Origin of the sequence: Companilactobacillus nantensis DSM 16982 (assembly GCF_001435815.1) — a bacterium.
Classification (GTDB): domain Bacteria; phylum Bacillota; class Bacilli; order Lactobacillales; family Lactobacillaceae; genus Companilactobacillus; species Companilactobacillus nantensis.
This window is the reverse complement of the sequence record NZ_AZFV01000002.1, coordinates 115,473-142,131: the sequence shown is the minus strand read 5'-3', so window position 1 is coordinate 142,131 and position 26,659 is coordinate 115,473. Positions and strand designations below refer to the sequence as shown.

The window sequence follows — 26,659 nt, the reverse complement described above, 5'->3', positions numbered from 1 at the left end:
GTAACCAAGTTTAAGAAAGAACCTAATTAAAACTGAGGGTTTATTTTCACCACATATGTGAAAGTGGTTTCATAATATTTTTAATTAGAATAATTCGTTTAGTGGAGGAACAACTTGCTTCTTACGTGATACGACACCAGGTAAAGCAGCCTTGTTATCTTCAACCTTAGTATTAAGAGCTTGTTCAAACTTAGCGATTGGATCAGTATCACCGATAATAACACCAGTTGTGTCACTTGTAAGAATGTTTGTAATCAATAGGACAAACAAGTTGTAGCCTTTGTCAGCATTTTCAGCCTTGATATCTTTGATAAAGTCGCTTTCACGCTTCAAAGTATCGTCAACATCAACAGTATTAACTTGGGCAACACGTACACTAGTCCCGTTCATGTCAAAGCTCTTAGCATCCATGTCAATCAATTCTTGAGTTGATTTGCTGTCTAGGTTAGTACCAGCTTTCAACATTTCAAGACCATATGATTCATAATCGATACCAGCAGTTTCAGCTAAGCTCTTCAATGCAACACGATCTTCATCAGTAGTTGTAGGTGATTTCAATAGCAATGTATCAGAAATGATTGATGAAGCCATGATAGCAGCGATTTGACCAGGAATCTCAACATCTTCTTCAAGATACATCTTCCAGATAATTGTACTTACACAGCCAAGTGGTTCAGCACGGTAATACAATGGCAAGCTAGTTTCAAAGTTAGCGATTCTGTGGTGATCAACAACGTGTGTTACTTCAACATCATCGATGTCACTAACACTTTGTTGTCTTTCATTGTGATCAACTAACATAACTTTCTTAACTTCACCGTTAATAGCTGAAATAATACGTGGGTATTTAACGTTGAAATGATCATAAACAAATTTTGTTTCTAGGTTTGGTTCACCTAAAGCAACGGCTTCAGTGTTGTAACCTAGTTGATTTTGTAAATATGAATAAGCAATAGCTGCTGAAACAGCATCTGTATCAGGATTCTTGTGTCCGAAAACTAATTCTTTTTCCTTTGGCATGTGTACTATACCCCTTTATAGTTTATAAAATTTATCTTGAAGATTTAAGACGGTCAATATAGCCCGACTTATCTAAGAAATTATCCCATTCATTCAAGAATTCTTGAATTCGTGGAATCTTTTCTTTATCTTCTCGATATACAAATGATAAATCACTTGATATGGCTGGTTCAAGTGGTGTTTGATAAAGTTTAAACATTGATTGATGTGCAATACAAAAGCTCAATGGCAAAACCGTGAAAACATCCTCTGATTCTTGTGCAAACTTCAATAGTTGATAAGGTGAAGAAAATCTAGCGACAACTTCCGGTGAATCAATTAGTGCATCCCGGAAACGTTCTCTCAACAATTCAGAGAAATAGTAAGTCTTCAAGTAAGTTGCCCAAGGTTTGCTGATAGCATCCTTATAACAAACAGATTTTTTCTTACTAAATTTCTCATTATTGTGAATCAACATAATATTATCACTGATAATTTTTTTCGACTTGTAAATCTTCCAACTTTTGATGTTTTTATCTGGCAAATACATGATTGCCAAATCTATTCGGTTGTTTTGAATATTGTCCCACAGTTCTTTACGTGTCAAAAGATTCAAATCAATTACCACGTTAGGATTAATCCGATTATATTCCACAATAAAATCTTCAATGACGATTGATTCAGCCGTCGACAAGAGTCCGATACTGATTGTACCGCTCTTCTCTGAAGATTCTTGTTGAATTTGATCAGTCACATTATTAATCAAGTCAAACATTTGATGTGTGGCTTTAAGTAATGAATTTCCTGCGTCAGTTAAATAAATCTTCTTTCCTACGCTATAAAACAGTGGTGCTCCGACGACACGTTCGATTTTTTTGATTTGTTGTGTCAGTGCCGGTTGGGTAATGCCTAACAATTGGGCCGTCTTTGTATAGCTCATATTCTTAGTTAATTCATCAAAATAATTTAAAGCTTTGGAGCTAAAGACTCTTCGCGATTTTTCGTCCAGCAATAAAAGAATCCTCCTAAGTATTTATGAAAGTAAAAAATAATGTATTTAATAAGTTAATAATACTATATAAAGATAAACAATGCTGTTCATATCATTATTTTTCTGCAATTTCTTTCACAAATCTGACAGGATTACCGTCAGTTGCTGGATCCATAATGAAGGATCCATTCGAATAACGATCAGTACTCTGATGACTTGCTCGATCAATTTCAATTTTCTTATTAGTATCGGTGATAATTGAGACTTCCATCTCATTAGAAATATTTGTTACTAAGGTAATACGATGTGGCTGACGTTTCAATTCACGTAAGGTCAACACACCACGACGAGCCCGACTAGTTATCGGAATCTCTGACAACTTCATTTGCTTATATGAACCACGTTGCGTTAAGACAATGATCTTATCGTTATCGTCAGTTGCCATAAAGTAACCAGCTATCTCATCATCATCTTTCAAACTAACAAACTTAACACCCATTGCTTTCCCACTGACAACTGGTACTTCCGTAATTGGGAAAGCTGAAGCATATGAATGCTTTGTAAAGACATAAATCAAATTCTTCGCATCAGTAGCAACATAGTAGACATCCATTACGCGAGCTGTGGCAGTTTTCAACTTACAGTACTTCGAAGCACGTGACTTATAAGTCCGACCTGGTAAGAGATCAGTAAACGCCACTTGCTTAATGTAATTTTCAGTCGTTGCTGCCAAGAAATTACCGGTTTCTTTCAAGTCTTTAAAGACAAATGCTTTCAGAATTGATTCATCAGCATCCAAACCAATCTCTTGTGATAGATGTGAACCCATATCTTTCCAGCGACTGTCTTCAATTTCGAAAATCTGACGGTAAATCATATTTCCTTTATCGGTAAAGACAAACAGGTGATCCAATGTATTTACATTTTGGTCGATGATTGGATAATCTTCGTCCTTTAGTCCATTGTCATCCCCAGTAGAAGCCTGATATGAACGTAAGCTACTACGTTTAACGTAACCGTCATGACTGACAAGCAAACGTACATCTTCACTGGCAACCATGACACTCGTATCAACTTCGATTTCTTCAATCTTAGCCTCAATTTTAGTCCGACGATTGTCAGCATAGTTCTTACGGACTTCTAACAATTCCTTCTTGATAACGTTCATCAAAGTCGTGTGATCATCAATAATCTTACTTAGTGAAGTAATCTGAGCTTTTAGACCCTTGTCTTCCTTCTCTAATTCAGTTACATCAGTATTTGTCAAACGATAAAGTTGTAAGGATACGATAGCTTCAGCTTGTTCCTCTGTAAACTTATATTCTTTAACTAAGTTGTTCTTAGCATCTGACTTATTCTTACTGCCACGAATTGTAGCAATAACCTTATCAAGAATTGATAACGCCTTAATTAAACCTTCAACGATGTGCAGACGTTTCTTAGCCTTAGCTAAGTCAAATTGACTACGACGTAAGACGACGTCTTGTTGATGTTTAATATATTCCTGCAGTATTTGAACCAAACCGACCTGTTGAGGACGCATGTCAGCAATGGCAACCATGTTAAAGTTGTATGAAATTTGTAAATCAGTGTTTTTAAACATGTAATTTAAAATTCCGTTAGCGTCAACATCCCGTTTCAATTCAATCACGATTGACAAACCTTGACGGTCACTTTCGTCACGAACTTCGGCGATACCGTCGACTTTTTTCAAGACACGGATCTCGTCCATTTTCTTAACTAATTGTGCTTTGTTAACTTCATACGGAATCTCGGTAATAACAATTTGTGATTTATGACCACGAATTTCTTGAATAGATGTCTTAGAACGTAAGAAGACTTTTCCACGGCCAGTTCGGTAAGCATCTTTAATACCATCTTTACCTTGCAAAATACCACCAGTTGGAAAGTCAGGTCCCTTAACAATCTTCATTAAATCTTCCAGCGTAATATCGGGGTTATCAATCATTTTGATTGTGGCATCAATGACTTCACCTAAGTTGTGAGGTGGAATCTCAGTCGCATAACCCGCTGAAATACCTGTGGCACCATTAACTAATAAGTTAGGGAAACGTGCAGGTAAAACCTTTGGTTCTTTTTCGGTATCATCAAAGTTCCACTCTTCATCAACAGTATCTTTATTGATGTCGCGTAACATTTCACCGGAAATTTTACTTAAACGAGCTTCGGTATAACGCATGGCAGCAGGTGGATCACCATCCATGGAACCATTATTACCGTGCATCTCAATTAATGGATTACGTAGTTTCCAGTCTTGAGATAAACGAACCATGGCTTCATAAATTGATGAATCACCATGGGGATGAAAATTACCCATGACGTTACCAACACCCTTAGCTGACTTACGAAAACCTTTGTCATAAGTGTTGCCATCCAAAAACATTGAGTACAAGATTCTTCGTTGAACCGGTTTTAAACCATCACGAATATCTGGTAAAGCTCTTTCTTGAATAATTGATTTTGAATATCTCGCAAATCGATCTCCCATGATTTTTTCGAGCGAGATATCTTGAATTTTAGGAGAATTTTCAGTCACTATTTATCACCTATTCCTTATTCAATAAATCGTCAACGATTTTACTATCGATGGGATCAGTTTCGTCATCAACCTTTTCCAAAATATTGTCCCCTTCTTCGGTACCATTGAAACGGACATTATTTTCGATCCAGTCACGACGAGGTTTAACTTTGTCGCCCATCAGAGTAGTTACTCGACGTTCAGCCAATGCTGCGTCATCGATATTAACTCTGATCAAAATACGATTTTCAGGGTCCATAGTTGTCTTCCATAATTGGTCGGCATTCATTTCACCTAAACCTTTAAAACGTTGTAAGTCGTAGCCCTTACCCATCTGTTTGATATCTTCTTTTAATTCATCAGGTGTCCAAGCGTATCTAATTTGTGTCTTCGCACCTTTACCCTTTTGTAACTTGTAAAGTGGTGACAAGGCAATATAGACATGACCTGACTCAACTAATGGACGCATGTAGCGATAGAAGAACGTCAACAACAAGATTTGAATATGGGAACCATCATCATCGGCATCGGTCATAATAATGACTTTGTCATAATTCCGATTTTCCAGTTTAAAGTCAGCTCCAACACCAGCACCAATCGTATAGATCATGGTATTGATTTCTTCATTCTTGTAAATATCTTCCAACTTAGCCTTTTGAGTATTCAAAACTTTCCCACGTAAAGGTAGGATTGCTTGGAATTTCCGATCACGACCTTGTTTAGCAGAACCACCGGCAGAATCACCCTCGACTAAGAACAATTCGTTTCGATCCGAGTTTTTAGATTGAGCTGGAGTTAACTTACCAGACAAAAGACCATCAGTCTTCTTATTCTTCTTGCCACTACGAGTGCTTTCACGCGCTTTTCGAGCAGCATCACGAGCCTCACGTGCTTTCAAAGCCTTCTTAACCAACATTTGAGCTTGCTCACCATTTTCAAGCAAATAGAAACTCATTTGTTCGTAAACTAATTGGTCAACTGCTGAACGAGCTTGAGGTGTACCGAGTTTACCCTTCGTTTGACCTTCAAATTGAAGAATCTCTTCAGGGATACGAACAGAAATAATGGCTGACAAACCTTCACGAACATCACTACCCTCTAAGTTCTTGCTGTTCTCTTTTAAGAGACCAACTTTACGGGCATAGTCATTGAACGCTTTTGTTAAACCAGATTTCATTCCGGCTTCATGTGTCCCACCATCAGCGGTACGGACATTATTAACGAAAGAAATAACATTTTCAGAATAACCATCGTTATATTGGCCGGAAAATTCGATTTCAATATCTGAATTTTCACCCTCAACGTAAAAAATACCGCCAAGAGTATCTTTATCTTCATTCAAATACTTAACGAATGATTGAATTCCGTCTTCATAATGGAAAATATCTTGTTTCTCTTCATCACCACGTTTATCAGTGATGGTAAACTTAACACCCTTTAACAAGAAGGCTGATTCACGCAATCGCTCAGCCAACGTATCATAGTTGAACTTAGTTGTTTGAAAAATGGTTGCATCAGGTTTGAAACTAATTGTTGTTCCGTTACCCTCTTTAGTCGTACCAGTCTTCTTCAAGGTTCCAACTGGGTGACCACCATTTTCAAAACGTTCTTCGTAAACTTTTCCATCACGGACAACTCGAACTGTCATCCATTCTGACAAAGCATTCACAACTGATGAACCAACACCGTGCAGGCCACCAGACGTTTTGTAATTATTTTCTGAGAACTTACCACCAGCATGAAGTACTGTTAAGATAACTTCAATTGTTGGCTTACCAGAAGCATGCATTCCTGTTGGCATCCCACGTCCGTGGTCAACTACCGTAATGCTGCTGTCTTTGTTGATTGAGACATTGATTTCTTTACCAAATCCTGATAAAGCTTCATCGACGGCGTTATCAACGATTTCATAGACAAGGTGATGTAATCCACGTGAATCTGTGGAACCTATGTACATACCAGGTCGTTTTCGTACAGCTTCTAATCCTTCAAGGATTTGAATTGACGAATCATCATAAGATGATTTTGGCATTTATATCATTCCTTTTCATTTACTACAAATCCGATATTCTAGTATTATAACACTACTTACGCTACACGAATATATGTTCGTATTCAAGAGAAATCTTTTACTTTTAGGTAAAATAGTGGATAATGTCTAGGTTGGTATTTATAATTCTAGTAAAAACACCATAGAGTTACAATATACCAAAAAATAAAGCTGAGAGAGTGATTTTTTAATGAAACTTCTCATTTCTGCAATTTTAGCCTATCTAATTGGCTCATTTCCGACTGCCTATATCGTCGCCAAAGTTTTCTTTCACAAGAATATCTTTGAATACGGTAGTGGAAACGTCGGAACAACAAATGCTTACCGTGTCCTTGGTAAAGTTGCCGGGACAGTTGTCCTAATAGTCGACATCCTGAAAGGTACTTTGGGTGCCTTGATGCCTGTTTTCTTCGGATTAGATCGACACTTAATCTTGTTTGTCGGTATCTGTGCGGTTATTGGACACTGTTACTCGATTTTCTTGAAATTTCGAGGTGGAAAAGCTGTTGCTACGAGTGCTGGTATCTTACTAGCTTATAATCCATTACTATTCGTAATCTGTTTTATCGTTTTAGCATCAATCGTCTATGTCACAAGTATGGTCAGTGTTGCTAGTTTAACAACTATCCTCTTCTTCACCATCGCGACATTATTCTTACACGATTGGATCTTAACGACTGTCGCTGCCATTGTTACTGTCATTATTTATTATCGTCATATTCCAAACATTAAGCGACTACTCAAAGGTCAAGAAAATCTTGTGCCAATTGGATTGCGATATAAAAAACAACAGCGTGAAAAAGCAGCTCAAGAAAAAAGCAGTAAATAGGTTTTTCAAGCAAAACTAAAATTAGTTTTGCTTTTTTTGTATTAAAAAGCCCTATTATGATTAGTTACTGATAAAATGTATAGTAAAGCGTTATCAATTCGGGGAGGGTCGATTATGGATCACAATGATAATTTGCCTACAAGAGCAGCATATCGTCGGTCTTTGAATCGTCAAAAAAAACATTTTTATAAACGTTGGTGGTTTTGGACACTGATCGTCATCATTGTGTTAGCTGGTGGTGGTGTGGCTGGTATGAAGATGACTGCCACTGGTCCATTTGCTAAGACAAGCAAAGTTTTAAAACAAAAAAAGACTACTAAAAAGAAAAAGGTAGTTAATAAATCAGGCGTTACTTTTGCACAATACAGTGGCATTTTTTTGAATGAGTCAAGCGGTACACCAATTGCCACCGTACAGCGACTACTAGGCAAGCCATCCGCCACTTCTACTTCCAATGCTAATAACGTTAAAACTGAAATCAACACTTGGAATACAGTCGATAATGGCGATTTAGGCTCTAACCTAAAGGTAACTTTTGCTAATGGCCACGCTATCAGCAAAGCCATCAGTGGTCTTAAGGTTGTTCGTTCTGAAAAATTAGGAATGGATGCCTATAGTTCAGTGCAAAACGGTATGCAAGAAAGTACTATCCTTAACAATGTTGGTAAACCCAATGGTTATAGTGAATCATTTAATTCTGACAAGACATCTAAGAGTTATACTTACTCTTCTGGCGTTTCTGGCAGTACTGGAGCCAATTTTGTTGTCAACTTTACTAACGAAACTGTTAGTGGTAAAAGTCAGACAGGGATGAAATAATCAAGGGATTCATATGATGTAATTATTATTAGTTGCTCACTTAGGTGGACGACTATTTTTTTGTCACTAATTTCAAAATTTTTTTATAAGTTTATTAGTTGATTTTATAAGTATTGAATATATTAAAATGAATAAGTTAAACTTCTTAGTTACGACAAGCAAAAACTTCAAATTATTGCTAACAAATTGTAAAAGAACTTGATAAACTTAACGATAACTGCTGACACAATTCAATAATTTTCTCGTCCAAATACTGATGACAAAAAAAGCTGTGCCATAAGGGGAAAATTTATTATGAACATAATTTTAGGAGCATTACTAATAATTACTGGAATAACATTTCTTGTTGTAATCGGATTTGGAATTACTCTGCTTCTAGGAATCACTTCCAAAAAGCAAACCGCCAGATCAGTTGGAAAATTTGGACTATTTATTTCAGGAGGAATTTTTTTAGGAATGCTGCTTGGAACAGGTATCTATAATGGAATATATCATCACCAGCTAAAAGTTGAAGAACAGGAAAGATCCGCCATGAATACAGCTTTTAGAAAAGAATCCAAAGAATATAAAAGTAATTACATTTTAACAGCAATTGAAGCTGAAAACCTCGGCAACAAAGAAAAGAAAAGCTGGGGTAATGCTATAACTAAAAGCTCAAGAAACAATGATGATTTTAATGTTGACCGAACTATTAGTAACATTTTGGATGACAATGCGTCTGCGATTAGACGATGCAAAAATAGTCTCGAAAAGACTAAGAAATTACTAGATAAATTAAGTGAAAATGACACTGGTGAATACTCATATAAGGAATATGCTGATTCATATGCTGAATTACGAAGAATGGTTAACCTTATTACCTCTCCTTCAGGAAGCTATAATACTTTTAGTAATAAATTTTCAGATTTAGACGATAAAGTTAGCGAAGTATACGAATCACTTTAAACTAAACTATATTGAAGGACTCTAACACTAACAAATGTTGGAGTCTTTTTTTTATGGAAAAGTGCGTTTCACCATCCCCTATGATTAAATGTTTCATAATAATCAGAAACGTATCTATTCAAACGTTTTCTATGGGCTTTTGAAGCTTTTAAATTAGACTTGTATAGACCACCTTTTATAAAATGAAACTAGCATATTTGAGGGGGCTTCATCATGGAACAACCATCAGAACCTGAATCACAAATTATTGGAATCTTGAATAACCTGCAAATAATCTTTGATCGTGAACGAACATTTCCAAACTTGTTGAGTAAATCTGAAAACGTCTTACTACCAGTTGATTTTTCATTGAATATTAATGGATTTCTAGCGATTATCGAATATAATGGTGCACAACATTATAAAGCCAAGAACAGCTCCCATGCGGCTCATGAAGCTTTAAGAAGACTAAGTGCCAATGGAACTGCCCGTCTAAACTACTGTAATAAAAACAACATTCCATTATTAATAATTCACTACAAAGATAAAGGAAAACTGATTAAAATCATTTCTTCTTTTATTGAAGATGTGAAAGAAACTCTTCATGAAACCACAAAATCGTACACTGCACATACAAAGGGTTATTTCAAAAATATTCCCTACGCCACTTTTGGAGATGCACCGACCGGTCCAATCAAGCCAATCCAACTGCATGAAAATGAAACTTTAGGCTATATCAACTTAAGTAATGATGCCATCGTCTGGACTAAAAAAGAACTCGATACATTGTTAGCTCGTATTGATTCTTACGAAAAGAAAATTGATGAATATAAAATTGTCACCGCTGATTTAGTCTTGAATATCAATGCATTGCAACACGAACTTGAACTGAAAAACCAAGAATTGAACGAACAGTCTGAAACAATGACAGATGAACCGCAAACAACTGTTATGACTAAAACAGAACCTAAGATAAAGTTAAAATTTGTAAAAGACGTCAAACCTAGTGAAAAGAAAGAATTTAATGGTAACTTTAGGAAGACTAATTCTCCAAGAGGCCAACTCACTTCAGAAGCCAAAGAATTTATCAAATCATTATCCCAAAAGTATGATACTGTTATTAAAATTCAAGAACATCTCAAACAGAACTACCATGAGAACGTATCCTTACCAACGCTTAAAAGATGCCTACTGTGAACTATCGTGTATTTTAAATATATCCACCAAAAAAGCTCAACACCTATTAAAGTGTTGAGCTTTTAAATTTATCTACTTAACGGATATGCTAAAATATGCCTCGAATTGTTCCTTAGGAGCCAATTTGTTAATAGCATATTTGTTCTTAAAGTCATTATCTGAGTCAGTCTTATCTGCAAGTCCCCACCATGGTTCGATACACATAAACTTACCATTATCATCAGGATATGTTGACCACATACCGAAGAACTTAGCGTTACCAGTATCTAGTGTCAACTTGTGATCTGACTTGTCACTTGAGATTGTTACTTCTGCTGGTTCATTCAAACGATAAACTACAGCATCGTCAACAAAGTAATCACGTGACATTGGGAAGTTTTGATTCTCAACTTTCTTTTCGCCATTCAAATTAACTAAATGGTTTTCGATTGGAATGTGAGTTCTTGATTCAGCAGGATCAACTGCCACTTTATAATCTTCGAAGTTAAGTCCTTTATCGAAAGGTACTTCGAAGCCGGGATGTGCACCAATTGAGAAGTACATATCTTCTGATTCTTCCATACTGTCGACTAAGTAAGAAATTTGTACAGTATCCTTAACTAGTTGATAAATGATTCTCAACTTGAAGTGATATGGGTACTTTTCAAGACTTGCTTCACTAGTTGTCAAACTCAAAACTAGTTTTGAATCAGTTTGTGATTCAAGACTAAATTCTTGATCACGGGCAAAACCGTGTTGTGTCATCTTGTATTCTTTACCATCAACAAAGTAATGGTCATCCTTTAAACGTCCAACGATTGGGAACAATACAGGTGCATGGCGACCCCAAACTTTTGGATTTGCTTGCCAGATGAATTCTGAATCTTCGTTATTCACGATGCTGTTCATTTCAGCACCTAGTGAATTAACTTTCAATGTTAAAAAGTCGTTCTTCAATTGATAAACTGTCATGTTTTTCCCCCTAAAGAATATAACGTGAAAGATCTTGATCTGAAGCAATCTTACCAACTTGTTCGTGGACATATTCACGAGTAATGGTAATATCACCCATTTGCATATCAGGTCCTTCGTAAAGAATATCTGCTAAGATTTTTTCCAAGACAGTAGAAAGACGTCTAGCACCGATATTCTGATTACTATTATTCAATTCAAATGCAATTTTTGCAATCTCTTCCACGGATTCTTTAGTAAAAGTTAAATGTATTCCATCCGCTCTTGTAAGCGCTACATATTGTTTTGTCAAAGCATTGTCTGGTTTTGTCAAAATTTGAATGAAATCGTCTTCAGTCAAGTCGTTCAATTCAACACGAATTGGGAAACGGCCTTGAAGTTCAGCAATCAAATCACTTGGCTTACTTTCGGCGAAAGCACCAGATGCAATGAAGAGAATATGATCAGTATCAACTGAACCATACTTAGTGTTAATACGTGAACCTTCAACGATAGGCAAGATATCACGTTGCACACCCTCACGAGAAACTTCACCTGAATTACGTTTGTTACCAGCAGCAATCTTATCAAACTCATCAATAAAGATAATTCCGTTATTTTGAGTTCTTTCGATAGCACGTTGGTAAATTTCGTCATGATCAACACGTTTTTGTGATTCTTGTTGAATCAACAATTCACGAGCTTCCTTAACTGGTAGGGTTCTTGTGATAGTCTTCTTAGGCATCAATGAGTCCATCATACCGGACATATCAATACCCATTTGACCCATTTGATCATCCATTGGACCAACTTTTTTAGATTCTTCAACCTTAATTGTTACTTCTTGGTCTTCAAGCAATCCTTTATCAAGTTGTTCCTTAACGGATAGACGTTGATCACGGACTTCATCAGTTACATCTGAATTAGTATCTGGATCTTCATCAACAGTATCGGCATTACCAAAAATACTACCTAAGTTTTGACCACCATTTTGCATGTTGTTTAGCATGCTCATGAAGTCATTATTATTTTGTTTTTGTTCTTTTTTAACACCAGGAGCGAGCAACTTGACCAATTTCTTATCAACGTCGCGACGAACTTCTGGTCTAATTTCGTCAAATTTTTCTTTTTCGACCATTGAAACGGCAACACTTACCAAATCACGAACCATTGATTCAACGTCACGACCAACATATCCGACTTCAGTAAACTTAGTTGCTTCAACCTTAACGAAAGGTGCGTTGACAACTTTTGCCAAACGACGAGCAATTTCAGTTTTACCAACACCAGTAGGTCCGATCATCATTAAGTTCTTTGGTGTGATTTCTTGTTGTAGCTTCTTAGGTACTTGCATTCGACGGTAACGGTTGTATAAAGCAATCGCTACGGCCTTTTTAGCATCTGTTTGACCAATAATATAATTATCTAGCTGAGCAACAATTTCTTTTGGTGTTAATGTGTCCATTTATTTATTAATCTCCACTCTAAAATTTATCAGAAATAATATTTTCGTTTGTAAAAATATCAATACTTGATGCAATCTTAATTGCTTCGACAGCGATTTGTTCAGCATCCATGTCTTGAGCATGACGTTGCATAGCAATGGCTGCGGCTTGAGCAAAGTTACCACCAGAACCGATGGAAACAACATCTTCATCAGGTTCAATCACTTCACCACTACCTGAGATAAGTAATAAATTATCCTTATCCATAGCAATCAACATTGCTTCGAGTTTTTGTAAAGTTGGATCTTTACGCCAATCTTGAGCTAGTTCAACGGCAGCACGTTTTAAATTACCAGAATATGCTTTAAGTTTCTTTTCTAGCCAATCTTGGAGTGTCATAGCATCAGCTACACCACCGGCGAAACCGATAATGACTTGGTCATTAAAGATTCGTCTAACTTTGTGAGCTGAGCCCTTCATAATATATTTTTCACCTAATGTAACTTGACCATCACCGGCAATTGCAGTGTGGTTGTCATGCTTAACAGCAACTATTGTAGTCATTGATTTACCTTCCTCTTATCTTGGAAAATATTTTTTATAATCTTTTTGTAAATGTTCCATTGTCACATGAGTGTAGATCTGGGTCGTCGAAAGACTAGAGTGTCCTAACAATTCTTGGACCGTTCGTAAATCGGCACCATGATCAAGCATGTGTGTGGCAAATGTATGACGTATCATATGCGGATGTATATCAGATGTCAAGCTTGTTTTCTTGATTATTTGATCCAATATATATTCGATTCCACGACTAGTCAAATTTTTACCACGATTATTTACAAAAACATAGTTATGGTCTTGATGATTTTTCGTCATCAACGTCTGTCTACCTTGATCAAAATAGATTTCCAATGCATTCTTCGCATAACTGCCAAAGGGAACGTATCGATCTTTGTCTCCTTTACCATGAATTAAAACGATTTCATTGGAGAAGTCTAATTGATCTAGTAATAGATTAGCACACTCACTCACTCGCATGCCAGTGGCATAGAGCAATTCTAGTAAAGCTGAATTTCTTTGCGAAAGTGGGTCATCCCCCTTCACGGCATCGAACAATTGTGTCATCTCTTTTTCGTAGAAGAAATGCGGCAGTTTCCGGCCCTTATGGCGCAATTGGACCAAGTCAAAGGGATTTGCCTTGATGAATTTATTTTTTACTAAGAAGGTGTAAAAAGACCGTAAGGCAGAGATTCTACGAGCAATTGTCTCATCAGCATAGTCTTTTTCATCTAAATAAGTTAAATAAGTATCGACATCAATTCGGTTCACTTTCGTAAAGCCGGTAAAACCACCATTTGAGTCTAAAAAAGAAACAAAATTATCTATATCTTCTAAATAAGATTTTTTTGTTTCTTCCGAATAGCGATGATTAACCATTAAATTATCTACAAATTTATCGATTAATTTTTGTTCTTTCATTTACTTTTGAATATCCTCTTCATAATCTCCATTTGGACAGATTACTTGACGACCACCCTTAACCTTCTTTTCAACTAAGTAGTGACCATCCTTTGGACAATCACGTCCAATTGGTTTATCCCATGATACAAAATCACAGTCAGGATATCTGGAACAACCGTAGAAAATACGATTCTTCTTTGATTTACGTTCAATAACTTGTCCCTTCTTACACTTAGGACAAATTACGCCGATTTCCTTAACGATTGGTTTCGTATTACGACAATCTGGGAAACGTGAACATGCATAAAACTTACCATAACGGCCCATCTTGATAACCATTGGTGCACCACAGATATCACAATCCATGCCAGCTGGTTCATCTTTAATTTGGACCTTTTCAATCTTATCTTCAGCTGATTCGAGTTCTTTAGCAAAAGGCTTGTAGTAGTGGTCAACGACTTTGACCCAATCTTCCTTACCTTCTTCAATATTATCAAGTTCGTCCTCAAGATGAGCTGTAAAGTCGATATTAACGATATCTGGGAAGTAATCTTGAATTAAGTTATCAACGATCTCACCAAGTTCAGTTGGTTCAAAACTCTTACCGTTCAATTTAACATAGTAACGACGTTGAATCGTATCAATTGTTGGAGCATAAGTTGAGGGACGACCAACACCATTTTCTTCCAAAGCCTTAACTAAGGAAGCTTCAGTAAATCTTGCAGGTGGCTGTGTGAAATGTTGAGCTGGGTCATTTGTTTGTAACTTAGCTCCATCACCTTCATTTAATTCTGGCAAGATATTATCTTTCTTCGAAGTATCAGAAGTACTTTGGTAAACCTTACGGTAACCTTCAAACTTGATTTTTGAACCATTAGCCCTGAACATTACGCCATTTTGTGACAAATCAACTGTCATTGTATCAAAGACAGCTGGTGTCATTTGACTGGCAACAAATCTTGACCAAATCAAACTGTAAAGTCTGAACTGATCACGACTTAAGATATCTTTCAATGAAGCTGGTGTTCTAAAGACAGAAGATGGACGGATAGCTTCATGGGCATCTTGGGCACCTTCTTGGTTCTTATCTTTACGTTCTTTCACAATCGCGAAAGGTTCACCATATTCTTCATGAATAAATTTCGAAGCTTCAGCTTCAGCAACTTTAGAAATACGTTTAGAATCGGTACGCATATAAGTAATTAAACCAACTGTACCTTCTTTACGTCCCAAATTGATTCCTTCATACAATTGTTGAGCAATCATCATGGTCTTACGTGTCTTAAAGTTTAAACGCTTGTTAGCTTCTTGTTGCAAAGAACTAGTTGTAAACGGTGCAGCAGGCATTCGTTTACGTTCTTTTTTCGTAACTTTATCAATATTGAAATCTTTTTTCTTATCGATCTTGCCCAAAACGTTTTTGACTTGATCATTATTCTTAAGTTCAGCCTTCTTACCATCTAAACCATAGAAGTTAGCCTTGAACTTATCTTTGCCACTCTTGAAGACAGACTCAATGGTCCAATATTCTTCAGGAATAAACTTTTTAATATCATTTTCACGTTCAATCACTAATTTCAAAGCGATTGATTGAACACGTCCAGCACTAAGGCCTTTTTTAACCTTAGCCCAGAGAATTGGAGAAATTGAGTAACCTACTAAACGGTCAAGTACTCGTCGAGCTTGTTGAGCATCAACCAAGTTCATATCGATTGAACGAGGTGATTTGAAAGCTTGTTTAACAGTATCTTTAGTGATTTCGTTAAAGACCACCCGGTTTTTTCCATCATCATCAAGACCAAGTAAATGTGAGACGTGCCAAGCAATGGCTTCTCCTTCACGATCCGGATCGGCTGCCAGATAAACTCGTTTGGCTTTCCTAGCTTCCTTTTTAAGATCTTTGATAACAGGACCTTTACCACGAATAGAGATGTACTTAGGTTCGTAATCATGTTCGATATCGACACCCATTTGACTCTTAGGCAAATCTCGAACGTGACCTAAACTAGCAACTACGTGATAATTACGTCCCAAATATTTTTCAATTGTTTTTGCTTTTGAAGGTGATTCCACAATCACCAAATTTTTTTGTTTAGTTGATGGCACGTAATAGTGCTCCTTTCCAAATGGCTCAATTAAAACTGTCAATATATTAATCACAGATTTTTTATTTTGTCAACTTAAACTCTCGAAAGAATTTTAAAATTAACGATTTAAATTTATACATTATTGAAGTTGATCAATGGCGTGGCCCCTTCTTCGATTAACCGGTTACAACCAACCGACAAAGACCGATCAATGGGACCAGGAATCGCCATAACTTCACGATTATTTTCTAAAGCTAAATCCGTGGTAATCAACGCGCCACTTCTTTTACGAGCTTCGGTAATGATTACTTTTTGACTCAAGCCAGCAATAATTCGATTTCTTTGGGGGAAATGAAATCTTTGGGCCTTAGTCTGCGGCGGATATTCACTGATTACCAAACCATTATTCATAATTTGGTCCTGTAAATCAAGATTTTCTTGGGGGTAAACCAAATCCAGACCACAGGCAGTGACTGCGATTGTTTGTCCATTATTCTTGAGCGTATGTTGATGCGCCCAAGAATCGACACCTTTTGCTAAACCGCTCACAATAGTATAACGATTTACTAAACGTGGGACAAGCCCGCCAATGCAACGATAACTATAATTTGTCGCTTCTCGAGCACCGACGATGGCAATACAATCAGTTTTAAGTAAAGCAATCTTTCCTGAAAAAAACAAGAGTGCCGGTGGATTATAAATAGTTCTTAAGAGTTGTGGATACTCCTCGTCAAGATAATTAATCGCTGCCGGTAACTTTTCAGGTTCGTGTCCTAATAATAGTAGAAACTGATTATATTTTTCAAACCCAAAGGTTTCTTTCAAAAAATAACAAGCCTCAGTCTCTAGACTAGCACTATTTATTGAAATTTTTGTAATTTTTAACATTATCTGATTGGACACCATGCCAGTCATTCTGCATCTGATTAAAAATTCTGTCAATTCATTCATAAGAAAAACATCACTCCCTTAATTAAAAAATACGGAAGTGATGCTTCATTTTAATACAATTTATGAATTTTTTTAACCGGTGCGAAACTCAAACGATGAATTTTTGTCCGACCAACTTTTTCCAATGCTTCTAAATGTTGTTTTGTTCCATAACCATCGTTATTTTCAAAGCCAAATTCAGGATAAAGATGATTGTACATAGTCATCAGTCGATCACGAGCCACTTTAGCAACGATACTGGCCGCACCAATGCTCAATGACTTGGAATCACCTTTAATCAATTTTGTCTGTGGGATGTCAACTGGTATAGTCATCGCATCAACTAAAATATGATCAGGTTTCAAATACAAGCCATTAATGGCATCGCGCATTGTAAGTTCCGTTGCATGATAGATATTTTGCGTGTCGATCAATTCAGGACTACCCACGCCAACACTAATGTCAACCGCTTGGTCGCAAATTTGCTTGTAAAGTTCATCACGTTTAGAACTAGACAATTTTTTCGAATCATCTACTTCATAAAGCGTATTATCGGGTGGCAAAATAACCGCAGCTGTGACAACTGGTCCAGCTAACGGTCCTCTACCAACTTCATCTACTCCAGCGACATCAGCACCATTATCCCAAAATGGTTTTTCCAAGAACTCTTTTTGATGAAAACGGGTAATTAGTTCCTGGTGCTTTTTTTGCTTCTTATAATATTGCTCTAATAACTTTTTAATACCACTCCGAGAATCTTCTGATAACTCAGTTAATAATGATTGACTAACTTCATCATCATTCAGTATTTCTTTAGCATCTTTAATCGTGTATTTATTCTTCATAAAACTCCCCGGGAACGTCAAACGTTAAACGACCCAGTTTCAACTTACGAACATCATCAATGATTCGACGTGAAGCTCGATCATAGTCATCTCTGTAACCAAACTTTTGTGTCAGGTTCATCAACAACTCTGGTGTCGTATGATTGAAGATATCGGCATTAGTCAACCCATAGGCTTCCTGTAATTGGTCCATATAGTGCGTCTCAAGGAAGTTTAAAGCATAAATAGCTACATCATCAGGTGCATAGATTTTATCCTTGATAGCGCCAGATAGAGCCAATTTCATCCCTACCTTAGGATCATCGATCTTAGGCCAAAGTATACCTGGTGTATCCAAAAGATCGATACCGATACTTGTCTTCAACCAATTTTGATTCTTTGTCACACCAGGTTTATTCCCAGTTACGGCAACATTTTTCCCAACAAGACGATTCAAAATAGTCGACTTTCCAACGTTGGGAATCCCGATACACATCGCTTTAATACGGTAATTTTGAACACCATTATTTTCATAGCGTTCGATTTTTTCAGATAACTCTGAACGAATCATACTCTTAATTTGACCAAGGCCCTTGTTGTGCTTAGCATCGAGTTCAATTGAGTTAGTTCCTTCTTGTTGAAAGTTGATTTTCCAGTCACGTGTAACCTTAGGATCAGCCAAATCCGACTTGTTCAAAATAATAATATGCTTCTTTTGGTCGATAATTTGTTCCAATACGGGGTTTCTAGAAGAGAAAGGTAGTCTTGCGTCAACAATTTCCAAAACAATGTCGACTAGTTTTAGTCGATCTTGTACTTGGTTTTTTGCCTTGTTCATATGTCCCGGATACCACTGTAATGCCATTACCATCACCTATTTTCGTCAATTTATTTTTTATCTATTTCTTGATACTTTTGAAAAGCTTCATCAAAAATCGTCATGCTAGGTAAATAACCCGCATTCAATTCCAAATATTCGGATAACTTTTGATAATCCTCTTCCTGTTTTGGAAAAGATGTATCGTGAAAAGCATTATTCGCAAACTCTGCTTCTGGTTCAACACTTTCCGCATTGCGAAGAGTCATTAAAAACTCGTAAAAACTGCGTCTCATATTAATTCCTTCCTACTGATTATCCGTAATTTTACTATTCATTACTTCAAAGGACAATTTGTTATTTTGCAAATCGATTTTCTTAGCACGAATACCATATCCCTCTTTGGTTGTAAACTTAGTAAATTTCAAGAGAATTGTCTTTTGTTTGCCATCGATACTAACCCATTCAGGTGTTTTAAAACTATTCTTAATATAATTCATTACGAAAGAGATTGGCAATGATAAGTCACCGATCTTCATCTCTTTTGCTTTTAAAAGAACATCCCCATTAGTTTTGGCATATGGTTGCATTAAGATTGTAAAATGTATTTTAGCACCTAAAAAGGCAATGGAACCAGTTAATTCAGCATCCTTCTTCAAAATCAATTGATAATCAGTCTTACCATCATTCAAAGTGTTCTTTAAATAATATTGTGCCATTTTATTAGCTTCTTGTTTATCCATATTAACGGTAAAAACTTTGGCATTTTGATTTTTAATTTTTGATGAAACTTGATAACTATCACTTGAAGAACTCAAAACTTTCGTTCCCATATAGCCTAAACCAATGACAATAATTGCTACTAACGCGATAAATGCATATTTCCAATAATTTCTTTTCATGATTACTTGTAAAGCCACTCCTTTGTTGTCCCGTTTACTTTTTCAAAAACCTTGTCTGTCATCATATCATAACCGGTCCCATTTGGATGGAAGTGGTCTTTTGTGTAGAGATAAGGGTTGCTACCTGTTTTCTTAACTTTTTTAGTAATGCCTTTTGACTGATATAAATTATTAATATCAACAAAGTGCACTTCATTAAAGGTGCTAGCAACCTTAGCTGAACCGTTATTCCAATTAATAAAGGCTTTCTTAGCATTTGCAACATTGCTTAAATAAATACTGAACGGATTGTAAATTCCAATTAAATAAATTGGTGCTTTACTATTATAATTTCTAATATCAGTTAACAATTGCGTTAATCGTTTATCAAATTGAACTTGTTCATCGGCAATGTTGCCTTCTGTCAAATCCAAACCTTTTCTTTGTAACAAGTGCATGAAGTCATTACCACCAACTGTTACGGTAATAATATCAGCTTTGGGAAGGTCTTGATGCATCTTATCATCAGACTTGATTCGTGCCATAATTTGTTGACTCGTATCACCAGAAACGCCGTAATTATGTGACTCAGTTTTAACCTTATATTTATCTTGAACTTTCTTAGTTAAACGAGTTACATAGCCACCACCAACTGATTTTGAATCACCGACACCTTGTGTCAATGAATCACCGACAGCAACGATACTAATGTTCGTTTTCTTAGGGATAACTTTTTTCTTCGGTTTTGTTTTTTTAACTGTTTTAGTTTCGGTAACTTGTTGCTGATTATGGTTAACAAAATAATACGTCCCACCACCAACAGCAATCACTAAAACAATCAATAATATGATCCAAATACTTTTCTTTTTCATTGTAATAATCCATCTTTCAAAAAAAAGCTGATGCAATCATCAGCTTTACTCTGTATAAAATTCAATAGCGAAGGCACCTGAACCGGCATGTGTTGCAATAACCGGACTTGTGACACGAATTAGTAATGGTACATTCGGTACAATTTCAGCCAACTTCTCCTTGAGTTCGTTTACGTAATCCATCTTATCAACGTACGAAATACCAATTGCCTTGATATTTTCTAGTTCTTTGATTTCTTCCATAACGTTATTCATATACTTTTCAATTGTCTTGCGACCACGACCACGTTTAGCAATGTCCAAACTATTGTTTTTAACTACTAAAACTAAGTTGATGTTCAACAAGGTTGATAAAGTTCCTGCAAAGCGACTCAAACGGCCACCACGTAAGATGTTTTCAATACTTGTGACACCCATGTATAAGTATGTATGATCTCGAACTTTTTGAATAGCTGCTTTAATTTCTTCAACTGACTTACCCTCTTGAGCTAGTTGGGCAGCTTTAAGGACTTGGAACCCTTGAGCACGATCAGTAAACTCCGTATCGATAACTTCCATGTTACGGTCAGTCATGTCAGCTACTTGGTGAGCGGCATTAATAGTTCCACTAATTGCCGGCGTCATGATCAATGCCAAGATGTCTGTGTAATCTTCAGGAACTTCATCAATAACCTTCATAAAAGTACCGATTGATGGTTGTGACGTCTTTGGTAGGTCTTTAGAAGAATCCATTTCCTCAACGAATTTTTCACGGGTGATATCTACGCCATCAGTGTATGTCTTATCATCAATACTGATTGTTAAAGGAACAATGCCAATGTCATATTTTTCTATTTCCTCTGGTGTTAATTGTACCGATGAATCGGCAAGGATTTTTACTTTACTCATTTTATCCCTCTTTCATAGGGTTTTAATTCTTAATTGTTTCAATTATAACAAACTTATTCTGGGTAAATTAGTATTTATTAAGTATTTTAATTAATAACTATAATTAATTATACAATATTGTCATTGTATGAAAAGTCCCTAGGCAGTTATAATAGGCAAAGAAACTAGTCAAAACAATTGGAGCTTTTAAAATGTCAAAAAAACATACTTTTTCAAAGGCATATTTGATTACAGATCAAGTCTTTAGTGCCGTAACACATGGTATTGGGATTATTTTAGCGATTATCGGATCAGTCTTTTTACTGATCAAAGGCTTTCACCAAGGTAATCCACTCAATATCACCGCTTACTTTATCTATGCGTTTACGTTGTTCTTTTTATATTTGAGTTCAACACTCTTTCACAGTCTTTATTTCACTCGTGCCAAGGGCGTCTTCCAAATCTTTGATCATAGTTCCATTTTCCTCATGATTGCAGGAACGTACACCCCATATTGCCTGGTTGCCTTGCATTCAGCATTCGGTTACAGCATTCTAGCATTCATTTGGGTATTAGCTATCGGCGGAATTCTCTATAAGATTTTCAACGTCGGTCGTTTCAAATACTTCGAAACACTGCTATACGTCCTCATGGGCTGGGCCATTATTATCGCAATGAAACCACTTTATAACGCCATTGGCGCAACCGGCATCGAGCTATTAGTCGCTGGCGGCGTTGCTTTTACCGTCGGGGCTTGTCTGTACTTAATGAAAAACCTCAAATACATTCATGTAATCTGGCACATTTTCGTCATGATCGGTACAGCTTTAATGTACTTCTCTGTTTACTTTTTTGTTAATTAATACGAATGAAGACGATTCTTTTGAATTATCAATAACTACTTCATAGACATATTGAAAAATAATTCAATTAATCAAAATAAAATTTCAAACTACGATAATATACAAATTTAAGGAGACGGCACGTTAATTAAATTTTGTCATAGGTTTTGAAGGTATATGGATAGATGTTTCTCTCATCCACAGTACCTTCTTTTTTTTCGGTTAATTTAAACTTATTGTAGTCAATTTCAACCATTTTGGTATCACCAGCAAAGTCATGATCAATCTCTGTCAGATACAATCGGTCTACATCGTCCACAAACATCTTAAAAATGCCTTCACCACCGATAACCATCGCTTCTTCAGTTGGTTGAACATATTGCGATAATTGGTTCTTATCCGTCAATAAAACAACCGATTCAGGAACTGGATAATCTGGATTACGTGAGATTACAATATTCAAACGATTTGGCAATGGACCATTGGGAAAACTTTCATATGTCTTTCTTCCCATCACAATAGGATGCCCCGTCGTTACATCTTTAAATCGTTTCATATCATTGGGTAACTTCCAAGGTAAATGGCCATCGACACCAATAATGTGATGCTTTGATTCAGCCCAAACAAAACTTATCATTGATAATTTCTCCTTTAAACAGCAATAGGTGCTTTAATTGCAGGTTGTGGATTGTAGTCAGTGACACGAATGTCCTTCGTATCGATTTCAAAAATGCTTTTATCACTTGTAATTTCTAATTGTGGACCGGCTACTGGTTGACGACCCAATTGTGTCTTAACTTGTTCAACGTGGTTTGAATAAATATGGGCATCACCCAAAGTGTGAATGAATTCGCCTACTTCAAGACCAGTCTCACGCGCAATTAAATGCGTCAATAAGGCGTAACTTGCAATATTGAATGGCACACCTAAGAATAGGTCACCACTGCGTTGATACAACTGACAAGAGAGTTTCCCGTCATTAACGTAGAATTGGAATAATGTATGACAAGGGGGCAATGCCATTGTTGGGACGTCTTCTGGATTCCAAGCACTGACAATCAAACGTCTTGAATCAGGCGTTGTTTTAATTTGATGAATAACATTCTTAATTTGGTCAATAATCCCGCCATCCCGTTTTTGCCAATGACGCCATTGTGCACCATAAACATCCCCGAGATTACCAAATTTTTCTGAGAATTGTGGATCATTCAAAATCGCTTCATCAAATTGTTTTTTTTCAAATTTATAAGCTTGGGCAAATTCATCATCAATCAAACTCCGACGCCCAAAGTCAGTCATATCAGGTCCAGTGTATTCAGGACTTTCAATATAATTTTTAAAGGCCCACTCATCCCAAATATGGTTATTGTGTTCCAAGAGATACTTGATATTAGTATCGCCATGCAAAAACCACAACAATTCACTCTTAATTAGACCAAATGGAATCTTTTTAGTCGTCAAAAGTGGGAAGGATTCTTGCAAATCAAAACGCATTTGATATCCGAAGGTACTAATTGTACCAGTTCCGGTGCGATCGCTCTTTTTATGGCCGTTTTCCAAAACATATCTCAATAGATCTAAATATTGTTGTTCGTTATGCATTTATTTTCTCCTAAATAAATTGACCTAAGTATTCCCAACGATCCATTAACTTATCAGACTCAGCTGTCTTTTCGTCAAGTTGTCTTTGGAAATCCATTAATTTTTCATAGTCATTCGATGAATCATTCAACTGTTGTTTTAATTCAGCCATTTCATCATCAATTTTTTCAATTTTAGGTTCAAGCTTGTCAAATTCCATTTGTTCAGCGTAAGTCAATTTCTTCTTAGGCTCAGCCTTTTGTGTTTCTTCAGCTCTTTGTTTAACTTCATCATGTTTTTGAGCTTTATCTTCATGATGCTTGGCTTGTTTAGCTGCTGTCTCTCGTTCCAAATAACCAGAATATGAATCATAGCTTTCTTCAATCTGACCTTGGCCTTCGAATATCAACAATTTGCTGGCAACTTTATCAAGGAAGTATCGATCATGGGAAACAGCCAAGACAGTTCCCTTAAAACTATCCAAATAATTTTCCAAAATCGTCAACGTCTCAATATCCAAATTATTGGTTGGTTCATCCAATAGTAAAACATTTGGTTGATCCATTAGGATAGCCAATAAGTACAAACGACGTTTTTCACCACCGGAGAGTTCACGAATAAAAGCACCTTGCATTTGATGATCAAACTTAAAGGTATCAAGCATTTGTGAAGCTGACATTTGTGTACCGTCATTATTTCTAGCGCCTTGACCGATTGATTCCAAATAACGGATAACTCGTTTATCGGGATCCATATCACGTGTCTGTTGAGTATAGTAGCCCAAACGAACTGTTTGACCAGTTTTGATTTCACCAGAATCAAGTGGCAATTGATGAGCAATTGTATTCAAGAAAGTCGTCTTACCTGATCCATTAGAACCAGTAATTCCAATTCGATCCCCACGAGAAACTAAATAACTAAACTTATTCAAAATAACATGCTTATCGAATTTCAAACTAGCATCCTTGATATCAAAAACATCATTTCCTAAACGTTGTTGTGCAATATCAATTGACATTTCTTTTTGAACATCAGGTTTATTTTGTAAATCTTCTTTCAAGTCAGTAAAACGGTCTTTTCGGGCCTGTTGTTTGGTCCCACGCGCTTTAACACCAGCACGCATCCAATTTAATTCTTGTTTGTAAAGTTGTGTCTTGTGGTGCTGTTCAGATGCATAAATTTCTTCATTATCAGCTTTTTGTTGCAAGTACTTTTCATAGTTACCGTCGTATTCAGTCACATTACGATTTTCCAATTCGAAAATTCGTGTAGCAACTTCATTTAAGAAGTATCGATCATGGGTAACAAAAAGCACTGAACCTTTGTACTTACTCAAATAAGTTTGTAACCAAGCAATCGCTTCGTAATCCAAGTGGTTAGTTGGTTCATCTAGGATTAAAAGATCAGCTTCAGAAATCAAAGTTTCTGCCAAAGCAACACGTCTTTGTTGACCACCAGATAATTCACCAATTTTTTTGTCTAGTTCAGTAATGCCAAGCTTATTCAAAATCGACTTAACATCTGATTCCATTTGCCAAGCTTCAGCCGCATTCATTTTCTCTTGTAATTTAAAAAATTCATTTTGAATTTTCTCGTCAGTTGAATTGGCATTGAATTTGGCTAATGAATTTTCGTATTGACGAATCAATTGGAATTTTTCACCACTACCGTTGAAAACAGCATCAATAACCGTCGAATTGTCATCCAAGTCAGGTTGCTGTTTGAGATAGGAAATTTTATAATCCTTTGGCTTTTCAATATCAATCGTATTGAGATCACTATTATTGACGATACCATCGAGTAACGTCGTTTTTCCGGTTCCGTTTAAGCCAAGCAAACCAATCCGGTCGCCTTCGTTAACTGTAAAAGTTACATCGGTGAAAAGCGTTCTGTCACCGAATGATTTTGAAGCATTTGAGATATTTAAGGTTTTCAATTATTTCACCACTATAAATAAAAAATTCCCCTACCCAATGTAGATAGAGGTATGTCTTTCTTTTCCTTCTTATTATCACATTCTATTAATATTCTTTCAACTGGTCGACAGTATAATACAGCTGCTGTTGACCACCAAATCTAACTAAAACTTTTTCACGCTTTTTGTCATGGTAAACAACTACTCCAAACTGATTTTTCATAGCGTCCGTCTGATCAATCACTGTAACCATTGTCCCAATTTTCAAATTATCCATTGTTTTCCCCCGCCCAAGAAAATACGGGACTTAGTTAACAGCATTAACTAATATCCCGTATTTTTGATTATTAAAGATCCTCTTTATATATGTCGTAAACAGTATTTTCTGGATCGATTGAAATGTAAAGTTCACCATTCTTGCTAGAAACAGCTGAAGATTGATAAGCATTGTCCAATCCTTCGACATCCTTTTGTTTGAATGGGAAGTAAATTTGCATTGGTTCCTTATCTTGATCATCCTCAAAGACAATATCGCATTTTTCAATATCTTGATATTTAATAATACGATTGAACATCCCATCAGCCATAGCTGCTGTTGAAACATCAGTATCCTTAATGTAATCAGCATCTGGCAAAATTTCGATTCGGAAACGCTTGCATGGGTGAATCTCTTGCATACGTCCACCATGAATACGTCCATAACTAGTTGTTACACGAGCAATCCAAATATCTCTCATTTCACTGTGGCTAACTGTCCAAGTATCGTCATTTCTAAAGTAGAATTTAAGTTCTTTAAAAACATGTTTAGTCATATTATCACCCTTTCAAATCCTAAAATACTTACTGTTTTCATGATACC

Annotated in this window: 26 protein-coding genes; 5 read left to right on the top strand and 21 right to left on the bottom strand. The window is 36.3% G+C overall.

Going from position 1 to position 26,659, the window contains the following annotated elements:
- Positions 1 to 84: 84 nt before the first annotated feature.
- The 4 genes from FD31_RS01695 to parE all read right to left on the bottom strand — a co-directional run bounded on the left by FD31_RS01695 (position 85) and on the right by parE (position 6,561).
- On the bottom strand, positions 85 to 1,020 hold the full coding sequence (locus FD31_RS01695) for a manganese-dependent inorganic pyrophosphatase (RefSeq protein WP_057891036.1): 936 nt from the start codon (positions 1,018 to 1,020) through the stop codon (positions 85 to 87).
- A 31-nt stretch (positions 1,021 to 1,051) separates the two neighbouring features.
- A complete protein-coding gene (locus FD31_RS01690; RefSeq protein ID WP_057891042.1) occupies positions 1,052 to 2,008 on the bottom strand; it encodes a LysR family transcriptional regulator in 957 nt (318 codons plus the stop codon).
- Between the two features lie 97 nt (positions 2,009 to 2,105).
- A complete protein-coding gene (parC, locus tag FD31_RS01685) occupies positions 2,106 to 4,547 on the bottom strand; it encodes a DNA topoisomerase IV subunit A (protein WP_147007262.1) in 2,442 nt (813 codons plus the stop codon).
- Between the two features lie 10 nt (positions 4,548 to 4,557).
- Positions 4,558 to 6,561, bottom strand: a complete 2,004-nt coding sequence (parE, locus tag FD31_RS01680) for a DNA topoisomerase IV subunit B (RefSeq protein ID WP_057891035.1) — start codon at positions 6,559 to 6,561, stop codon at positions 4,558 to 4,560.
- A gap of 208 nt (positions 6,562 to 6,769) precedes the next feature.
- Between parE and plsY the strand changes: the two genes are divergently transcribed.
- From plsY to FD31_RS01660, 4 genes are all read left to right on the top strand, one after another.
- On the top strand, positions 6,770 to 7,408 hold the full coding sequence (gene plsY / locus FD31_RS01675; protein ID WP_057891034.1) for a glycerol-3-phosphate 1-O-acyltransferase PlsY: 639 nt from the start codon (positions 6,770 to 6,772) through the stop codon (positions 7,406 to 7,408).
- Positions 7,409 to 7,522: 114 nt separating this feature from the next.
- Entirely contained in the window at positions 7,523 to 8,227 is a 705-nt protein-coding gene (locus FD31_RS01670; protein ID WP_057891033.1) for a DUF3862 domain-containing protein, read from the top strand.
- Positions 8,228 to 8,521: 294 nt separating this feature from the next.
- A complete protein-coding gene (locus tag FD31_RS01665) occupies positions 8,522 to 9,172 on the top strand; it encodes a hypothetical protein (protein WP_057891032.1) in 651 nt (216 codons plus the stop codon).
- 213 nt (positions 9,173 to 9,385) lie between these two features.
- On the top strand, positions 9,386 to 10,348 hold the full coding sequence (locus FD31_RS01660) for a hypothetical protein (RefSeq protein WP_057891031.1): 963 nt from the start codon (positions 9,386 to 9,388) through the stop codon (positions 10,346 to 10,348).
- Positions 10,349 to 10,420: 72 nt separating this feature from the next.
- Here FD31_RS01660 and FD31_RS01655 read toward each other — a convergent pair whose 3' ends face one another.
- The 12 genes from FD31_RS01655 to FD31_RS01600 all read right to left on the bottom strand — a co-directional run bounded on the left by FD31_RS01655 (position 10,421) and on the right by FD31_RS01600 (position 21,483).
- Complete coding sequence (locus tag FD31_RS01655) at positions 10,421 to 11,299, bottom strand: aldose 1-epimerase family protein (RefSeq protein ID WP_057891030.1); 879 nt, start codon at positions 11,297 to 11,299, stop codon at positions 10,421 to 10,423.
- A gap of 10 nt (positions 11,300 to 11,309) precedes the next feature.
- Positions 11,310 to 12,743, bottom strand: a complete 1,434-nt coding sequence (gene hslU, locus FD31_RS01650; protein ID WP_057891029.1) for an ATP-dependent protease ATPase subunit HslU — start codon at positions 12,741 to 12,743, stop codon at positions 11,310 to 11,312.
- 19 nt (positions 12,744 to 12,762) lie between these two features.
- Positions 12,763 to 13,287, bottom strand: coding sequence for an HslVU peptidase proteolytic subunit (gene hslV / locus FD31_RS01645; protein WP_057891028.1), 525 nt, complete (start codon positions 13,285 to 13,287; stop codon positions 12,763 to 12,765).
- Positions 13,288 to 13,302: 15 nt separating this feature from the next.
- Positions 13,303 to 14,202, bottom strand: coding sequence for a tyrosine recombinase XerC (gene xerC / locus FD31_RS01640; protein ID WP_057891027.1), 900 nt, complete (start codon positions 14,200 to 14,202; stop codon positions 13,303 to 13,305).
- Positions 14,203 to 16,290 carry a type I DNA topoisomerase gene (gene topA / locus FD31_RS01635; RefSeq protein ID WP_057891026.1) on the bottom strand — a complete coding sequence of 696 codons (2,088 nt, stop codon included), beginning with the start codon at positions 16,288 to 16,290 and terminating at the stop codon, positions 14,203 to 14,205.
- A 113-nt stretch (positions 16,291 to 16,403) separates the two neighbouring features.
- Complete coding sequence (dprA, locus tag FD31_RS01630) at positions 16,404 to 17,222, bottom strand: DNA-processing protein DprA (RefSeq protein ID WP_057891025.1); 819 nt, start codon at positions 17,220 to 17,222, stop codon at positions 16,404 to 16,406.
- 50 nt (positions 17,223 to 17,272) lie between these two features.
- On the bottom strand, positions 17,273 to 18,046 hold the full coding sequence (locus FD31_RS01625) for a ribonuclease HII (protein ID WP_057891024.1): 774 nt from the start codon (positions 18,044 to 18,046) through the stop codon (positions 17,273 to 17,275).
- The gene (gene ylqF, locus FD31_RS01620) at positions 18,036 to 18,890 is read right to left on the bottom strand and encodes a ribosome biogenesis GTPase YlqF (protein WP_057891023.1); all 855 of its coding nucleotides are present in this window, start codon (positions 18,888 to 18,890) and stop codon (positions 18,036 to 18,038) included. Before ylqF ends, FD31_RS01625 begins: the two co-directional genes overlap by 11 nt.
- 23 nt (positions 18,891 to 18,913) lie before the next feature.
- Entirely contained in the window at positions 18,914 to 19,144 is a 231-nt protein-coding gene (locus FD31_RS01615; protein WP_147007261.1) for a YozE family protein, read from the bottom strand.
- Between the two features lie 6 nt (positions 19,145 to 19,150).
- Positions 19,151 to 19,762 carry a YpmS family protein gene (locus tag FD31_RS01610; RefSeq protein ID WP_057891021.1) on the bottom strand — a complete coding sequence of 204 codons (612 nt, stop codon included), beginning with the start codon at positions 19,760 to 19,762 and terminating at the stop codon, positions 19,151 to 19,153.
- The gene (locus tag FD31_RS01605) at positions 19,747 to 20,595 is read right to left on the bottom strand and encodes a DUF459 domain-containing protein (protein ID WP_057891020.1); all 849 of its coding nucleotides are present in this window, start codon (positions 20,593 to 20,595) and stop codon (positions 19,747 to 19,749) included. Before FD31_RS01605 ends, FD31_RS01610 begins: the two co-directional genes overlap by 16 nt.
- Positions 20,596 to 20,640: 45 nt before the next feature.
- Positions 20,641 to 21,483 carry a DegV family protein gene (locus FD31_RS01600; RefSeq protein WP_057891019.1) on the bottom strand — a complete coding sequence of 281 codons (843 nt, stop codon included), beginning with the start codon at positions 21,481 to 21,483 and terminating at the stop codon, positions 20,641 to 20,643.
- A 191-nt stretch (positions 21,484 to 21,674) separates the two neighbouring features.
- Between FD31_RS01600 and trhA the strand changes: the two genes are divergently transcribed.
- Positions 21,675 to 22,325 (top strand): PAQR family membrane homeostasis protein TrhA, encoded by a 651-nt coding sequence (gene trhA / locus FD31_RS01595; RefSeq protein ID WP_057891018.1) that lies wholly within the window; start codon positions 21,675 to 21,677, stop codon positions 22,323 to 22,325.
- A gap of 127 nt (positions 22,326 to 22,452) precedes the next feature.
- Here trhA and FD31_RS01590 read toward each other — a convergent pair whose 3' ends face one another.
- The 5 genes from FD31_RS01590 to FD31_RS01575 form a co-directional block, all read right to left on the bottom strand.
- Positions 22,453 to 22,941, bottom strand: coding sequence for a dihydrofolate reductase (locus tag FD31_RS01590; protein WP_057891017.1), 489 nt, complete (start codon positions 22,939 to 22,941; stop codon positions 22,453 to 22,455).
- Between the two features lie 14 nt (positions 22,942 to 22,955).
- A complete protein-coding gene (locus FD31_RS01585) occupies positions 22,956 to 23,906 on the bottom strand; it encodes a thymidylate synthase (protein ID WP_057891016.1) in 951 nt (316 codons plus the stop codon).
- 10 nt (positions 23,907 to 23,916) lie between these two features.
- A complete protein-coding gene (locus FD31_RS01580) occupies positions 23,917 to 25,821 on the bottom strand; it encodes an ABC-F family ATP-binding cassette domain-containing protein (RefSeq protein WP_057891015.1) in 1,905 nt (634 codons plus the stop codon).
- Positions 25,822 to 25,906: 85 nt separating this feature from the next.
- The gene (locus FD31_RS14270) at positions 25,907 to 26,077 is read right to left on the bottom strand and encodes a hypothetical protein (protein ID WP_164480479.1); all 171 of its coding nucleotides are present in this window, start codon (positions 26,075 to 26,077) and stop codon (positions 25,907 to 25,909) included.
- Positions 26,078 to 26,147: 70 nt separating this feature from the next.
- Positions 26,148 to 26,612 carry a hypothetical protein gene (locus FD31_RS01575; RefSeq protein WP_057891014.1) on the bottom strand — a complete coding sequence of 155 codons (465 nt, stop codon included), beginning with the start codon at positions 26,610 to 26,612 and terminating at the stop codon, positions 26,148 to 26,150.
- Positions 26,613 to 26,659 lie beyond the last annotated feature (47 nt).

What these genes read in the sequence shown, in the direction of transcription:
- hslV (WP_057891028.1), bottom strand. Translation starts at nt 13,287, where the DNA reads ATGACTACAATAGTTGCTGTTAAGCATGACAACCACACTGCAATTGCC.
- plsY (WP_057891034.1), top strand. Translation starts at nt 6,770, where the DNA reads ATGAAACTTCTCATTTCTGCAATTTTAGCCTATCTAATTGGCTCATTT.
- dprA (WP_057891025.1), bottom strand. Translation starts at nt 17,222, where the DNA reads ATGAATGAATTGACAGAATTTTTAATCAGATGCAGAATGACTGGCATG.
- hslU (WP_057891029.1), bottom strand. Translation starts at nt 12,743, where the DNA reads ATGGACACATTAACACCAAAAGAAATTGTTGCTCAGCTAGATAATTAT.
- FD31_RS01655 (WP_057891030.1), bottom strand. Translation starts at nt 11,299, where the DNA reads ATGACAGTTTATCAATTGAAGAACGACTTTTTAACATTGAAAGTTAAT.
- xerC (WP_057891027.1), bottom strand. Translation starts at nt 14,202, where the DNA reads ATGAAAGAACAAAAATTAATCGATAAATTTGTAGATAATTTAATGGTT.
- FD31_RS01665 (WP_057891032.1), top strand. Translation starts at nt 8,522, where the DNA reads ATGAACATAATTTTAGGAGCATTACTAATAATTACTGGAATAACATTT.
- FD31_RS01660 (WP_057891031.1), top strand. Translation starts at nt 9,386, where the DNA reads ATGGAACAACCATCAGAACCTGAATCACAAATTATTGGAATCTTGAAT.
- FD31_RS01575 (WP_057891014.1), bottom strand. Translation starts at nt 26,612, where the DNA reads ATGACTAAACATGTTTTTAAAGAACTTAAATTCTACTTTAGAAATGAC.
- trhA (WP_057891018.1), top strand. Translation starts at nt 21,675, where the DNA reads ATGTCAAAAAAACATACTTTTTCAAAGGCATATTTGATTACAGATCAA.
- parE (WP_057891035.1), bottom strand. Translation starts at nt 6,561, where the DNA reads ATGCCAAAATCATCTTATGATGATTCGTCAATTCAAATCCTTGAAGGA.
- FD31_RS01590 (WP_057891017.1), bottom strand. Translation starts at nt 22,941, where the DNA reads ATGATAAGTTTTGTTTGGGCTGAATCAAAGCATCACATTATTGGTGTC.
- FD31_RS14270 (WP_164480479.1), bottom strand. Translation starts at nt 26,077, where the DNA reads ATGGATAATTTGAAAATTGGGACAATGGTTACAGTGATTGATCAGACG.
- FD31_RS01585 (WP_057891016.1), bottom strand. Translation starts at nt 23,906, where the DNA reads ATGCATAACGAACAACAATATTTAGATCTATTGAGATATGTTTTGGAA.
- ylqF (WP_057891023.1), bottom strand. Translation starts at nt 18,890, where the DNA reads ATGGCATTACAGTGGTATCCGGGACATATGAACAAGGCAAAAAACCAA.
- FD31_RS01625 (WP_057891024.1), bottom strand. Translation starts at nt 18,046, where the DNA reads ATGAAGAATAAATACACGATTAAAGATGCTAAAGAAATACTGAATGAT.
- FD31_RS01695 (WP_057891036.1), bottom strand. Translation starts at nt 1,020, where the DNA reads ATGCCAAAGGAAAAAGAATTAGTTTTCGGACACAAGAATCCTGATACA.
- FD31_RS01605 (WP_057891020.1), bottom strand. Translation starts at nt 20,595, where the DNA reads ATGAAAAAGAAAAGTATTTGGATCATATTATTGATTGTTTTAGTGATT.
- FD31_RS01670 (WP_057891033.1), top strand. Translation starts at nt 7,523, where the DNA reads ATGGATCACAATGATAATTTGCCTACAAGAGCAGCATATCGTCGGTCT.
- FD31_RS01600 (WP_057891019.1), bottom strand. Translation starts at nt 21,483, where the DNA reads ATGAGTAAAGTAAAAATCCTTGCCGATTCATCGGTACAATTAACACCA.